A 13,265-nucleotide genomic window follows, 5' to 3' on the forward strand; every position below is an offset into this window, starting at 1 on the left:
TTTCGCTCCGGCCATGTCCGGGGCCAAGCATCCCTTTTTCACCCATAGCCGTTCCGGCGTGCTGTGTCTCCGCCGCAGGGCGTCGAGGGTCCGGCTCCGCCGACCCCAGACGCCGTCCCCCCTCGAAGCGTCGCACTGCGACGCGCCACAGAGGGGGGAAGCGCCGTCAGGCGCGCAGGGGGGTGTTCACTGGCTGTACACGTTCAGCTGCAGCCGCTCGCGCTCGATGGCGCGCGCCACCGGTGGCAAGGCGGCCAGGCGCTGGACCAGCGCCCAGCTGGCCGGGAAGTCTTCCGGGTTGATGCCGGCGTAGCCGCCCCAGCGCAGCAGGGTCAGCACATAGGCGTCCAGCGCCGACGGCTTGTCGCCCGTGATCCAGGGCGAGGCCTGGGCGGCCAGGGCCTCGATCTCACCCAGCAGGCCACGGTAAGTGGCCGCTGCGTGGGCGCGAATGGCCTTCTGCGCCTCGTCGTCGTCGGTGAACTTCTGCGGCATGAACACGTGCGTGAAGGTCGGGTGCACGGTGTTGTTCATCCAGGCCAGCGTGGACAGCGCGCGCGTGCGCGCCAGGCCCGAAGCCGGCAGGATGCCCGCCTGCGGAAACTTCGCGTCCAGGTGCAGCAGGATGGCCACGATCTGGGTGATCACTTCGCCGTCGTCCACCAGCACCGGCACCTGGCCGCGCGGGTTCAGCGCCAGGTATTCGGCACTGCGCTGCTCACCCTTGTGCAGCTTGACCATGGTGGGTTCGAACTCGGCACCCGCCAGTTCGAGCATGGCGTGGGGCACGAAGGAACACGCCCCGGGGGCGAAGAAGAGCTTCAGGCTCATGGTGGTTGTCTCCTGGATGAGTGTGAACGGTGAGGAAAATCAGTCGGACAGGTGCTGGCCCACCAGGCCGGCGATCTCGAACATGGTCACCTGGTCCTTGCCGAACACGGGACGCAGCTTGTCGTCGGCGTTGATCCTGCGCTTGTCCTTCGCGTCCTGCAGGCCCTGGGCCTTGATGTAGTCCCACAGCTTCTTGACCACCTCGGGGCGCGACACGGGTTCGCTGCCGATCACGGCGGCCAGGGCGGCACTGGGCCGCTTGCCGGTGGCGGCGGTGGTCTTGCGGGGTGCCTTCGGTGCGGCGGCCTTCTTGGCGGCGACCGCCTTCTTCGCCGGCGCGGCCTTGGCGGCCGGGCGCGCAGCGCCACCGGCCGTCTTGCGGGGCGGGTACTTGCTCTCGCGCGGCTCGAACTCGAAATTGACCTTGCCCGCTTCCTTGTCCCAGGCCAGGAAGGCCTTGAAGCTGCGGCGCGTGCGCATGGACACGAATTTGTCGAGCAGGTCGGTCTTGCCGGTGGCCAGCAACTTGCCCATCTGCTCTGGGCTCACCGGCTGCTGCAGGATGACCTTGCCGCTCTTGAAGGTGCAGCTCGGCGTGGCTTGCTGAACGGTGGGCACGGCCTTGCTGCAGACGTAGTTGGCGCCATGCTCGTAAACCGGCGCGCCGCAGACCGGGCAGGCCCCCAGGCCCGACTGGCCGGCGAAGTCCACCAGCTCGCCGGTTTCGTCGTCGTTCCGGTCGTCGCCGAAGTCGAATTCCAGCTTCCAGTTCTTGTCTTCGTCGCTGTAGGCGAGCGTCATCTCGGCCACGAAGGGCCAACCGGCCTTGGAACGGAAGCCTTCGAGCGGGCCGATGTGCTTGTCGCGCACGAACGCCTCGGCCTCGGCCACTTCAAACGTGCGGCCGGCCGGCGACTTGGTGAACGAAAAGCCGCAGCCCTCGCTGTGGCCGTCGGCGCCGGTACAGGTGTAGCGGCGGTAGTTCTCCTTGACGATGCCGCCGCAGTTGGGGCAGGGCGCGGTCAGCGTGGCGTAGTTGCCCGGCACCGTGTCGCGGTCGTATTCCTTGGCCTTCTTGACCAGGCGCTCTGTCATGGCCGCGATCTGCGTCATGAAGGCTTCGCGCGAGAGCTTGCCCTGCTCCATCTGCGCCAGCTTGTATTCCCACTCGCCGGTCAGCTCGGGCTTGGACAGCTCTTCGACCTCCAGGCCGCGCAGCAGGGTCATGAGCTGGAAGGCCTTGGCCGTGGGAATCAGCTCGCGCCCTTCGCGCAGCATGTATTTTTCGGTCAGCAGGCCTTCGATGATGGCCGCGCGCGTGGCTGGCGTGCCCAGGCCTTTTTCCTGCATGGCTTCGCGCAGTTCGTCGTCTTCGACGAACTTGCCCGCGCCTTCCATGGCACCCAGCAGCGTGGCTTCCGAATAGCGGGCGGGCGGGCGGGTCTTCAGGCCCTTGGCCTCGACGGACTCGGTGCGCACCGTCTCGCCCTCGCGCACCGGCACCAGGTTCTGGCCCTTGTCGCCGTCCTTGGCACCCTCGACATCTTCCGCGGCTTCCTTGCCGTACACCGCCATCCAGCCCGGCTTGACCAGCACCTTGCCTTCGGTCTTGAAGTGATGGTTCAAGACTTTGGAAATCCGCGTGGTCACCAGGAACTCGGCGCTGGGGAAAAACACCGCGATGAAGCGGCGCACCACCAGGTCGTAGAGCTTCTGTTCGGCTTCCGAGAGGCCGCTGGGTGCCTGCAGCGTGGGGATGATGGCAAAGTGGTCCGACACCTTGCTGTTGTCGAAGATGCGTTTGGTCGGCTTGATGTAGTTGCCGTTGAGCGCCGTCAGCGCGTGCGGCGCCAGGTGCTTCATGCCGCTGTCGGCCAGCATCTCGAAGGTCTGCTTCACCGTGCCCAGGTAGTCCTCGGGCAGGGCGCGCGAGTCGGTCCGGGGGTAGGTCAGCGCCTTGTGCCGTTCGTACAGGCTCTGCGCCAGTTGCAGCGTGGTCTTGGCGGAGAAGCCGAAACGGCCGTTGGCCTCACGCTGCAGGCTGGTCAGGTCGTACAGCAGGCCGCAGGCCTGCGTGGTGGGCTTGCTCTCCTCGGTGACGCTGGCGGCCTTGCCGCGCACGGCTTCGACGATGGCCAGGGCCTCTCGCTGGTCCCACAGGCGGTCGGCGCGCTGATCGGCGTCAGCATCGTCGCCGGTGGGCTTCTTGAACGCCGGGTCGAACCACTTGCCCGGGTACTCGCCGGCCTCGGCCAGGAAACTGGCGTGGATCTCCCAGTAGTCGCGCGCCTTGTGCGCGCGGATCTGTTCTTCGCGCTCGACCACGATGGACAGCGTGGGCGTCTGCACCCGGCCCACGGTGGTCAGGAAGAAACCACCGTCGCGCGAGTTGAAGGCCGTCATGGCGCGCGTGCCGTTGATGCCCACCAGCCAGTCGGCCTCGGAGCGGCTGCGCGCCGCGTCGGCCAGGCCGCGCATCTGCTCGTCGCTGCGCAGCTTGTCGAAGCCTTCGCGGATCGCCTGTGGCGTCATCGACTGCAGCCACAGCCGCTGCACCGGCTTGCCCAGGCCGCCCTTGGCGCCGCCGGCGTACTGCTCGATCAGGCGGAAGATCAGCTCCCCCTCGCGCCCCGCGTCACAGGCGTTGATGAGGCGGGCCACGTCCTTGCGCCGCGCCAGCTTGACCACCGCGTTCAGGCGCGACTTGGTCTTGTCGATGGGCTTGAGGTCGAAGAAGGGCGGCAGCACCGGCAGGTGGGCAAAGCTCCACTTGCCGCGCTTGACGTCGAACTGCTCGGGCGCGGCGATCTCCACCAGGTGGCCCACGGCCGAGGTCACCACGTACTGGTCGCTCTCGAAGTGGTCGTCGTGCTTGTCGAACTTGCCCGCCACCGGCGTGAGCGCACGCACGATGTCCTGCGCCACGGAGGGCTTCTCGGCGATCACCAGAGTCTTGCTGCCTTCGGTTTTCATAGAACCGTCTGTTTCGTCTCTACAATTTGAGGTTCACGCGCGTGTACACGCGCACGTGTGGGCAGGCGCACGCACACGCGCGCACCTGCACAAACAACCTTACCAAAATTTCCGGTTGTGAAAAAAAGCCCCGCTTCGAGCCCCGCCACACGCCCCGCAGCGCCCGCCACCCCACCGAGCCGGCGCATCCAGACCCGGCGTTCGGGCGTCCATGGCAAGGGGGTCTACGCCGTGGTCGACCTGGCCGAGGGCGAGACCCTGATCGAATACACGGGCGAGATCATTTCCTGGACCGAGGCCTTGCGCCGCCACCCGCACGACCCGAGCGACCCAAACCACACCTTCTATTTCCACATCGACGAAGACCACGTCATCGATGCCAAGTTCGGTGGCAACTCGTCGCGCTGGATCAACCACAGCTGCGACCCGAACTGCGAAGCCGAAGTGGACGGCGGCCGGGTGTTCATCCGGGCGCGCCGCAACATCCGCGCCGGCGAAGAGCTGTTCTACGACTACGGCCTGGTGATCGACGAGCCCTACACCCCCAAGCTCAAGGCGCAATACCCCTGCTGGTGCGGCGCCGCCCAGTGCCGCGGCACGCTGCTGGCCCCCAAGCGGGGCGGACGGGCGACCAAACTGGGATGAAAAAGGCCCCCACGCTCCACCGCTGCGCGGGTCGCTGCCCCCCGAGGGGGCTGGGCCTGCCTTGGGACGGCCCGGCGGCTGGCCCGGTGCCCCCCACGCTCCACCGCTGCGCGGGTCGCTGCCCCCCGAGGGGGCTGGGCCTGCTTTGGGGCGGCCCGGCGGCTGGCCCGTTGGCCCCTACGCTCCACCGCTGCACGGGTCGCCAACAGCCCCATGCCCGTCATGCCCGCGAAAGCGGGCATCCAGGCCCCGGCGCGCGGACCGGCGCGCGCGCCTGCGTCATTCCCCGCCGCGCATGAACACCGATCTGCTGGCCCACAGCGAAGCGATATGGCAGGCCGTCGCGCCCCTGCTTCCGGGCTTCACGGTGGAAGTGCTGCCCAGCATCGACTCCACCAACACCGAACTCATGCGCCGGGCCCGCGCGGGTGCGCTCGACCCGGTGCTGCTGGTGGCCGAAACACAGACGGCCGGCCGCGGTCGCGTGGGCCGCAGCTGGCACAGCCGGCCCGGCCAGTCGCTGACCTTTTCACTGGCCCTGCCGCTGACGCCCCGGGAATGGTCGGGGCTGTCACTGGCCGTGGGCGTGAGCCTGGCCGAGAGCCTGCATACCGATGTGCGGCTGAAATGGCCCAACGATCTCTGGCTCGACGGCCGCAAGCTCGGCGGCATCCTGGTCGAGACCGCCAGCCTCGGCCATGGCGGCGGGGCCAGCATGCCACGCGGTGTCGTGATCGGGGCCGGCATCAACCTGGCCCGCCCCGACACCCAGGTGGTGTCGGCCATGGCCGCGGCCACGCCCGGCGCCCCGGCCGCGATGCCGCCAGCCGGTCTGGCCGAAGTCTGGATGGGGGTCACCGCCGGCGAGGCCCTGGCGCGCGTGGCCCCGGCCCTGGTGCGCGACGTGCTGCGCTTCGCCGAAGAGGGGTTCGGCGCCTTCGCACCGGGCTTTGCCCGCCGCGACGCGCTGGCCGGGCGGCCGGTGCGCCTGTCCGACGGCACCGAGGGCACGGCCCGCGGCGTGGACGAGCAAGGCGCCCTGCTGATTCAGACCGCCGCTGGCATGCGGGCCATCACCAGCGCAGAAGTGAGTGTGCGCCCATGCTGAGAATGACCGCCCTCGTGCTGCTGCTGGCCAATGCGCTCTATTTCGCCTGGACCCAGGGCTGGCTCGGCCCCCTGGGGCTCGCGCCGGTGGTGCAGAGCGAGCCCGAGCGGCTGCAGCAGCAGGTCCGGCCCGAAGCGGTGGAGCTGCTCAATGGTCCACCGCCCAACCCACCGGCGACGGCGGCCACCACCGACGCCGCCATGGCATCGCCGGACCCCGGTGCGCTGCCGCCCGAGCCCACGGTGTGCATGCGCGCCCAGGGGTTCACCCCCGAACAAGCCGGCACGCTGCGCGAAGCGCTGGAGCACAACGCCACGCTCACCGGCGCCTGGGATCTGGCCGAGGTTCGCGCCGGCGGTCGCTGGATCGTCTACATGGGCCGGCTCAACGACGACCAGATGCAACGCAAGAAGGCCGAGCTGCGCGAGCTCAAGGTGGACTTCCGCGAAGTGTCCACCGCCGGCCTCGCGCCGGGGCTGGCACTGGGCACCTACAGCGCCGAAGCCTCGGCCGAACAAGGCCTGGCGGATGTCCAGCGCAAGGGCGTGCGCACCGCCCGCGTCGCGCAGGAACGCCCCGAAAGCGCCCAGTTCGTGCTGCGACTGCCCCAGAGCACGGCCGAACAGCGCGCGGCCATCGCCGCCCTGGGGTCCGCGATGGCCGGCAAACTGCTGCAATCCTGTGAGTAGGGGGAACACCCCCCTGCGCCGCTGACGCGGCTTCCCCCCTCTGTGGCGCGGCTGCGCCGCTTCGAGGGGGGACGGCGTCTGGGGCCGGCGAAGCCGGACCCTCGACGCCCGGCGCAGGGGACACAGCGCGCCGGAGCATCTGGGTTTGCGGCGGGCCGCTCAGCCCGGAAATGGTCGACGCGAAATGCCTTCAAGCGCCGCAGGCACCGTGGAACCGGCTTAGCCGGGCCACAGGTGCCGTCCCCCCTCGAAGCGGCGCAGCCGCGCCACAGAGGGGGGAAGCCGCGTCAGCGGCGCAGGGGGGTGTGCCTTACTTCGCGACGACCCGCACCATCTCCAGGCACTTGTTGGAGTAGCCCCATTCGTTGTCGTACCAGCTCACGACCTTCACGAAGGTCTTGTCCAGCGCGATGCCGGCGTCGGCGTCGAACACGCTGGTGCAGGTCTCGCCGCGGAAGTCGGTGGCCACCACCTTGTCTTCCGTGTAGCCCAGCACGCCCTTGAGCGCGCCCTGGCTCTGCGCCTTCATCTCGGCCTTGATCTCTTCGTAGCTGGCTTCGCTGTTGAGTTCCACCGTCAGGTCGACCACCGACACGTCGGAGGTCGGCACGCGGAAGCTCATGCCGGTGAGCTTCTTGTTCAGCTCGGGGATCACCACGCCCACGGCCTTGGCGGCACCGGTGGAGGACGGGATGATGTTTTCCAGGATGCCGCGGCCACCGCGCCAGTCTTTGTTGCTGGGGCCGTCCACGGTCTTTTGTGTGGCGGTGGCGGCGTGCACGGTGGTCATCAGGCCGCGCTTGATGCCCCACTTGTCGTGCAGCACCTTGGCCACGGGGGCCAGGCAGTTGGTGGTGCAGGAGGCGTTGGAGATGATGGTCTGGCCAGCGTAGGTCTTGTCGTTCACGCCGAAGACGAACATCGGGGTGTCGTCCTTGGAGGGGGCGGAGAAGATGACTTTCTTGGCGCCCGCAGCCAGGTGCTTTTCGCCACCGGCCTTGTCCAGGAAGATGCCGGTGGATTCGATGACCACGTCGGCGCCGACTTCGTTCCACTTGAGGGCGGACGGGTCTTTCTCAGCGGTCAGGCGGATCTTCTTGCCGTTGACCACCAGGGTGTTGCCTTCCACACTGACGCTGCCCTTGAAGCGGCCGTGCACGCTGTCGTACTGCAGCATGTAGGCCAGGTAGTCGGGCTCGAGCAGGTCGTTGATGGCAACGATCTGAATGTCCGGGAAGTTCTGGATCGCGCTGCGCAGCACGTTGCGGCCGATACGGCCGAATCCGTTGATACCGACTTGGATAGCCATGTCTTCTGCTCCTGTGGATGGATGAAAAAAACCGAAACCTGATTACTTCGCCAGCACGGTCCGCACCGTGTCGGCCACGTTCTCGGGGGTGAAGCCGAAATGCTTGAACAGCACCGGCGCGGGGGCCGATTCGCCGTAGGTGTCGATGCCGACCACGGCCGACACACCGTACTTCCACCAGCCATCGGTCGAACCCATTTCGACGGCGACCCGCGGCAGACCCTTGGGCAGCACGGCAGCCTTGTACTCGGCGCTCTGGCGATCGAATACGCTGGTGCTGGGCACCGAGACCACACGCACGGCGATCTTGTGTTCCTTGGCCAGGGCTTCCTGGGCCTTGAGGGCCAGTTGCACTTCGGAGCCGGTGGCGATGATGACCGCCTGGGCCTTCTTCTTCAGGCCGACGTCGGCCGGCTCGGACAGCACGTAGGCGCCCTTGCTGATGTCGGCCAGGTCGGCCTTGGGCGCGTACGGCAGGTTCTGGCGCGACAGGCACAGGGCGCTGGGGCGGTTGGCGGTCTGCAGGGCCACGGCCCAGGCCACGGCGGTTTCGGCCGTGTCGGCCGGGCGCCAGACGTCCAGGCCCGGGATCAGGCGCAGGCTGGCCACGTGCTCGATCGACTGGTGCGTGGGGCCGTCTTCGCCCAGGCCGATGGAGTCGTGCGTGAACACGTGGATCACGCGCTGCTTCATCAGCGCGGCCATGCGGATGGCGTTGCGGCTGTAGTCGCTGAAGGTCAGGAAGGTGCCGCCGTAGGGGATGAAACCGCCGTGCAGGGCGACGCCGTTCATGATCGCGGCCATGCCGAATTCGCGCACGCCGTAGTTGATGTGGCGGCCACCCACCCCAGCGTCGTTCTTCACGACATTGCCGGCCAGGTCAAAGCGCAGGTTGGGCGTGGACTTGGTGTTGGTCAGGTTGGAGCCGGTCAGATCGGCCGAGCCGCCCAGCAGTTCGGGCAGGGCTGCGGTGAAGTGCTCCAGCGCGATCTGGCTGGCCTTGCGGCTGGCCACGGTCTCGGCCTTGGTGTGGGCTTCGACGGCGGCGTTGACGGCGACCTGGTTGAACGACTTGGGCAGCTCGCCCTTCATGCGGCGGGTGAATTCCTTGGCCAGCTCGGGGAAGGCGGCCTTGTAGGCGGCGAACTGGGCGCTCCACGCGGCTTCAGCAGCCTTGCCGGCGTCCTTGGCGTCCCAGGCGGCGTACACGTCCTTAGGGATCACGAACGGGGCGTGGTGCCAGCCCAGCGCTTCGCGGGTGAGCTTGATTTCTTCGGCGCCCAGCGGCTCGCCGTGGGCCTTGGCGGTGTTGGCGCGGTTCGGGCTGCCCTGGCCGATGTGGGTCTTGCAGCAAATCAGCGTGGGCTTGTCGGCGCTGTTCTTGGCGGCGGCGATGGCGGCGTCCACGGCGTCGGCGTCGTGGCCGTCGACGGCACGGATCACGTTCCAGCCGCAGGCTTCAAAGCGCTTGGGCGTGTCGTCGATGAACCAGGGCGCGACCTGGCCGTCGATGGAGATGCCGTTGTCGTCGTACAGCGCGATCAGCTTGTTGAGCTTCCAGGCCCCGGCCAGGGCCACGGCCTCGTGGCTGATGCCTTCCATCAGACAGCCGTCGCCCATGAAGACATAGGTGTGGTGGTCGACGATGGCATGGCCTTCGCGGTTGAACTCGGACGCCAGCAGCTTCTCGGCCAGCGCCATGCCCACCGCGTTGGTGATGCCCTGGCCCAGCGGGCCGGTAGTCGTCTCGACGCCGGGGGTGTGGCCGACTTCGGGGTGGCCCGCGGTCTTGCTGCCAAGCTGGCGGAAGTTCTTGAGTTCGCCGATCGGCAGCTTGTAGCCCGTCAGGTGCAGCAGCGCGTAGATCAGCATGGAGCCGTGGCCGTTGGACAGCACGAAGCGGTCGCGGTTGGCCCAGGCCGGGTTGGTGGGGTTGTGGCGCAGGTGGCGGCCCCACAGCGCGACGGCCATGTCGGCCATGCCCATGGGCGCGCCGGGGTGGCCGGAATTGGCGGCCTGCACCGCGTCCATGGCCAGCGCGCGGATGGCGTTGGCTTGAACCAGGGGTGTGACGGCGGGGGCCGTGGTGGGGGAAACGGTGGCGTCGGACATGGCAGCGGAGGGGAGGACAAAAGAAAGCACCCGCCGGGCCGGCGATGGCGCCAAACCCGCGATTTTATCGGCCCGCCCGCCGCCATCCACCGGCGCGGGCTTCGACACCCCGGTCGGCACGGCCGCCGGGCCGCGCGCCCGCTGCTGAATAATCGCCCTTTCCCATCCTGACCGCAGGCCACCCGGCCCGTCTGCCATGAGCGTTTCGCTGCCCGCCGAGCCCCACCCAGCCCCCCCGCCAGGCGCCGCCATCGTGCTGGCTGCCGGCCGGGGCGAACGCATGCGACCGCTGACCGACCACACCCCCAAGCCCCTGCTGACGGTGCGCGGGCAACCGCTGATGCAGTGGCCCATGGAAGCGCTGTGGCGCGGCGGCTTCCAGCACCTGGTGGTCAACACCGCCTGGCTGGGCCCGCAGATCGCCACGCACTTCGCCGACTGGCCGGCCGGGCACCCTGGCGGTTCGCTGCGCTTCTCGCACGAGGGCGACGACTTCGGCCGTGCCTTGGAAACCGCCGGCGGCATCGCGCGCGCGCTGCCCCTGCTGGACACCATGTTCTGGGTGCTCGCCGGCGACGTGTACGCGCCCGACTTCGTGTTCAGCGCCGACGCCCTCGCCCGCTTCGCCGCCAGCGACGCCCTGGCCCACCTGTGGCTGGTGCCCAACCCGGCGCACAACCCGCTGGGCGACTTCGGCCTCGCACCCGACGGCCGGGCCCTGAACCTGCCGAAAGACGCCGCCGACGCCGCCCCCCGCTACACCTACAGCACCATCGGCCTGTACCGGCGCGCGCTGTTCGAAGCGCCCTGGTGCGACATCCCCCCCGGCAACCCGGAAGGTGTTGCCGCGCCGCTGGCACCGCTGCTGCGCCGCGCGATGGACGCCGGCCGCGTGAGCGCCGAGCTTTTCACCGGCGACTGGACCGATGTGGGCACGCCCGAGCGGCTGGCAGCGCTGAACGCCGGCTGACCGGGCGCCGTGGCCTCACAAGGCCAGGGCACTGCGCAAGCCGCGCAAAAGCCGCACAATGCCTCCATGGACGCCCAGACCTCCCACGCTCTCTACGCCGAACGCCGCGCCCGCGTGGCCGCCCAGTTGGGCCCCGGCGGCATCGCCCTCGTGCCCACCGCACCGGAACGCCCGCGCAACCGCGACAGCGACTTTCCGTTCCGCTTCGACAGCTACTTCTACTACCTCACCGGCTTCACCGAGCCCAACGCCTGGCTGGTGATCACCGCCGAAGGCCACACCACGCTGTTCTGCCAGCCCAAGGACCCGGCGCGCGAGATCTGGGACGGCATCCGCCTCGGCCCGCAGGCCGCGCCCGACGCGCTGGGTGTGGACGCCGCCTTCGCCATCGACGAACTGGATGCGCGCATGCCGCGCCTGCTGGAAAACCGCAGCACCGTGTGGTTCCCGTTCGCCATCCACAGCGGGCTGGAAAGCCGCGTCGGCGGCTGGCTCTCGGGCGTGCGGGCCCGCGTGCGCTTCGGTGCGCTGTGCCCCGAAAACCAGCGCGACCTGTGCGGCGTGCTCGACGAGATGCGCCTGGTCAAGGACGCGCACGAAATCGGCGTGATGAAACGCGCCGCCCAGATCAGCGCCCGCGCCCACATCCGCGCCATGCAGCGCAGCGCGCGCATGATCCGCGCCGGTGAAGACGTGCGCGAGTACCACCTCGACGCCGAACTGCTGCACGAATTCCGCCAGCACGGCTCGCAGTTTCCGGCCTACGGCTCCATCGTCGCGGCCGGCGCCAACGCCTGCGTGCTGCACTACCGTGCCGACGCCGCCCCGGTGCGCGACGGCGAGCTGGTGCTGATCGACGCCGGCTGCGAACTCGACGGCTACGCCAGCGACATCACCCGCACCTTCCCGGCGGGTGGCCGCTTCACCGGCCCGCAGCGCGCGCTGTACGACCTGGTGCTGGCCAGCCAGGAGGCGGCCGTGGCCGCCACGAAACCCGGCAACCGCTTCAACGACCCGCACGAGGCCACCGTCAAGGTGCTGGCGCAGGGCCTGCTCGACCTGGGCCTGCTCGACCGCCGCCGGCTCGGCAGTGCCGAGGACGTGATCGCGCAGCGCGCCTACTTCCGCTTCTACATGCACCGCACCGGCCACTGGCTGGGGCTGGACGTGCACGACTGCGGCAGCTACGTGGAACCGACGGAACTCGGCCAAGGCAGCGAGCGCCAGGACCCGCTCAGCGGCGAAACCATCAAGGACCGGCCCAGCCGCATCCTGCGCCCGGGCATGGTCACCACCATCGAGCCCGGCCTCTACGTGCAGGCTGCGCCCGATGTGCCCGAGGCGTTCTGGAACATCGGCATCCGCATCGAGGACGACGCGGTGGTCACCGCCACCGGCTGCGAACTCATCACGCGCGACGTGCCGGTGGACGGCGACGAGATCGAAGCCCTGATGCGGTGACCCCCTGCGCCGCGGAGGCGCTTCCAGAGGCCACGCACCAACGACCCGGCCAAGCCGGTTCCACGGGCGCCGCAGGCCGGGGGCCAGACCCGCTGTTGGCCGACAATCCCGCCATGAGCACCGCCATTGCCCTTCCCTTGTCCGTCCTCTGCCTGACCATGAATCCGTCGGTGGATCTCGCCACGGAAACCGACCAGGTCGTCCCCACCCACAAGCTGCGCTGCGGCGACACGCTGCACGATGCGGGTGGCGGCGGTGTCAACGTGGCGCGCGTGCTCACGCAGTTGGGCGGCCACTGCCTCTCGGTCTGCCCGGCGGGCGGGCCATCGGGCGACTGGCTCCGGCACCGCATGGATGCCGAAGGCCTGGACACCGCCTTCCTGCCCATCGCGCAGGAGACCCGCGTGAGCTTCACCGTGCACGAACACAGCACGGGCGCCGAATTCCGCTTCGTGATGCCGGGCCCGCACCTGAGCGAGGCCGAATGGCAGCACTGCCTGCAATACCTGGAAGCGCTGCAGCCTTTCCCCGACATCCTCGTGGCCAGCGGCAGCCTGCCGCCCGGCGCGCCCACCGATTTCTACGCCCGGCTGGCGGCGCTGACGCGCCAGCGCGGCGGCCGCTTCGTGCTCGACACCTCGGGCCCGGCGCTGGCGGCCGCACTGGCCGAAGGTGTCTGGCTGTTCAAGCCCAACCTGCGTGAACTGAGCGCGCTGGTCGACCGCCCGCTGGACAACGCCGCGCAGTGGCAGGCCGCCGCGCAGGACCTGGTGCGCCAGGGCCGGGCCGAGGTGGTGGCGCTGACGCTGGGCCATCTGGGCGCGGTGCTGGCCACGCGCGAAGGTGTGTGGAGCACGCCGGCGCTGGACATTCCCGTGGCCAGCGCTGTGGGGGCGGGCGACAGCTTCGTCGGCGGCCTGGTCTGGGGCCTGCAGCGCGGCCTGCCGCTGCAGGAAGCCTTCACCTGGGGCATCGCCGCCGGCTCGGCCGCGCTGCTCACCGCCGGCACCGGCCTGAGCAAGGCCGAAGACGCGCAGCGCCTGCAGCCGCAGGTGGTGATCACCCAGGAGGCTTGAACGTGAGCGGCTGGCTCGGCCGCTGGGCGGGCCCTGACGGGGCTTTCGCGGCCAGAAACGCGCAAAGGGCAGCCAGCCATGGGCCCGCAAT

At 69.3% G+C, this 13,265-nt stretch carries 10 protein-coding genes; 6 read left to right on the forward strand and 4 right to left on the reverse strand.

Annotation, left to right across the window (positions count from 1 at the left end; genetic code table 11):
* Positions 1-186: 186 nt before the first annotated feature.
* Complete coding sequence (locus tag L0977_RS07625) at positions 187-831, reverse strand: glutathione S-transferase family protein (RefSeq protein WP_234264258.1); 645 nt, start codon at positions 829-831, stop codon at positions 187-189.
* A 39-nt stretch (positions 832-870) separates the two neighbouring features.
* Positions 871-3,804, reverse strand: a complete 2,934-nt coding sequence (locus L0977_RS07630; RefSeq protein WP_234264259.1) for a DNA topoisomerase III — start codon at positions 3,802-3,804, stop codon at positions 871-873.
* 117 nt (positions 3,805-3,921) lie between these two features.
* Between L0977_RS07630 and L0977_RS07635 the strand changes: the two genes are divergently transcribed.
* The 3 genes from L0977_RS07635 to L0977_RS07645 all read left to right on the forward strand — a co-directional run bounded on the left by L0977_RS07635 (position 3,922) and on the right by L0977_RS07645 (position 6,246).
* Complete coding sequence (locus L0977_RS07635; protein WP_234264260.1) at positions 3,922-4,449, forward strand: SET domain-containing protein; 528 nt, start codon at positions 3,922-3,924, stop codon at positions 4,447-4,449.
* A gap of 295 nt (positions 4,450-4,744) precedes the next feature.
* Positions 4,745-5,557: a biotin--[acetyl-CoA-carboxylase] ligase gene (locus L0977_RS07640; protein ID WP_234264261.1), complete on the forward strand. Its 813-nt coding sequence runs from the start codon at positions 4,745-4,747 to the stop codon at positions 5,555-5,557.
* Positions 5,551-6,246: an SPOR domain-containing protein gene (locus L0977_RS07645; protein WP_234264262.1), complete on the forward strand. Its 696-nt coding sequence runs from the start codon at positions 5,551-5,553 to the stop codon at positions 6,244-6,246. Before L0977_RS07640 ends, L0977_RS07645 begins: the two co-directional genes overlap by 7 nt.
* A 310-nt stretch (positions 6,247-6,556) precedes the next feature.
* Here the strand turns inward: L0977_RS07645 and gap are convergent, their stop codons facing one another.
* Positions 6,557-7,555 carry a type I glyceraldehyde-3-phosphate dehydrogenase gene (gap, locus tag L0977_RS07650; protein WP_234264263.1) on the reverse strand — a complete coding sequence of 333 codons (999 nt, stop codon included), beginning with the start codon at positions 7,553-7,555 and terminating at the stop codon, positions 6,557-6,559.
* Positions 7,556-7,597: 42 nt separating this feature from the next.
* Positions 7,598-9,667 (reverse strand): transketolase, encoded by a 2,070-nt coding sequence (tkt, locus tag L0977_RS07655; RefSeq protein WP_234264264.1) that lies wholly within the window; start codon positions 9,665-9,667, stop codon positions 7,598-7,600.
* A 196-nt stretch (positions 9,668-9,863) separates the two neighbouring features.
* Here tkt and L0977_RS07660 point away from each other — a divergent pair, with 196 nt between their 5' ends.
* From L0977_RS07660 to L0977_RS07670, 3 genes are all read left to right on the forward strand, one after another.
* Complete coding sequence (locus L0977_RS07660; RefSeq protein ID WP_234264265.1) at positions 9,864-10,637, forward strand: nucleotidyltransferase family protein; 774 nt, start codon at positions 9,864-9,866, stop codon at positions 10,635-10,637.
* A gap of 66 nt (positions 10,638-10,703) precedes the next feature.
* Positions 10,704-12,098, forward strand: a complete 1,395-nt coding sequence (locus L0977_RS07665; protein ID WP_234264266.1) for an aminopeptidase P N-terminal domain-containing protein — start codon at positions 10,704-10,706, stop codon at positions 12,096-12,098.
* A 113-nt stretch (positions 12,099-12,211) separates the two neighbouring features.
* Positions 12,212-13,174 carry a 1-phosphofructokinase family hexose kinase gene (locus L0977_RS07670; RefSeq protein ID WP_234264267.1) on the forward strand — a complete coding sequence of 321 codons (963 nt, stop codon included), beginning with the start codon at positions 12,212-12,214 and terminating at the stop codon, positions 13,172-13,174.
* Positions 13,175-13,265 lie beyond the last annotated feature (91 nt).

The organism is Hydrogenophaga sp. NFH-34, from assembly GCF_021401345.1.
In the GTDB taxonomy this organism is placed as follows: Bacteria; Pseudomonadota; Gammaproteobacteria; order Burkholderiales; family Burkholderiaceae_C; genus Hydrogenophaga; species Hydrogenophaga electricum.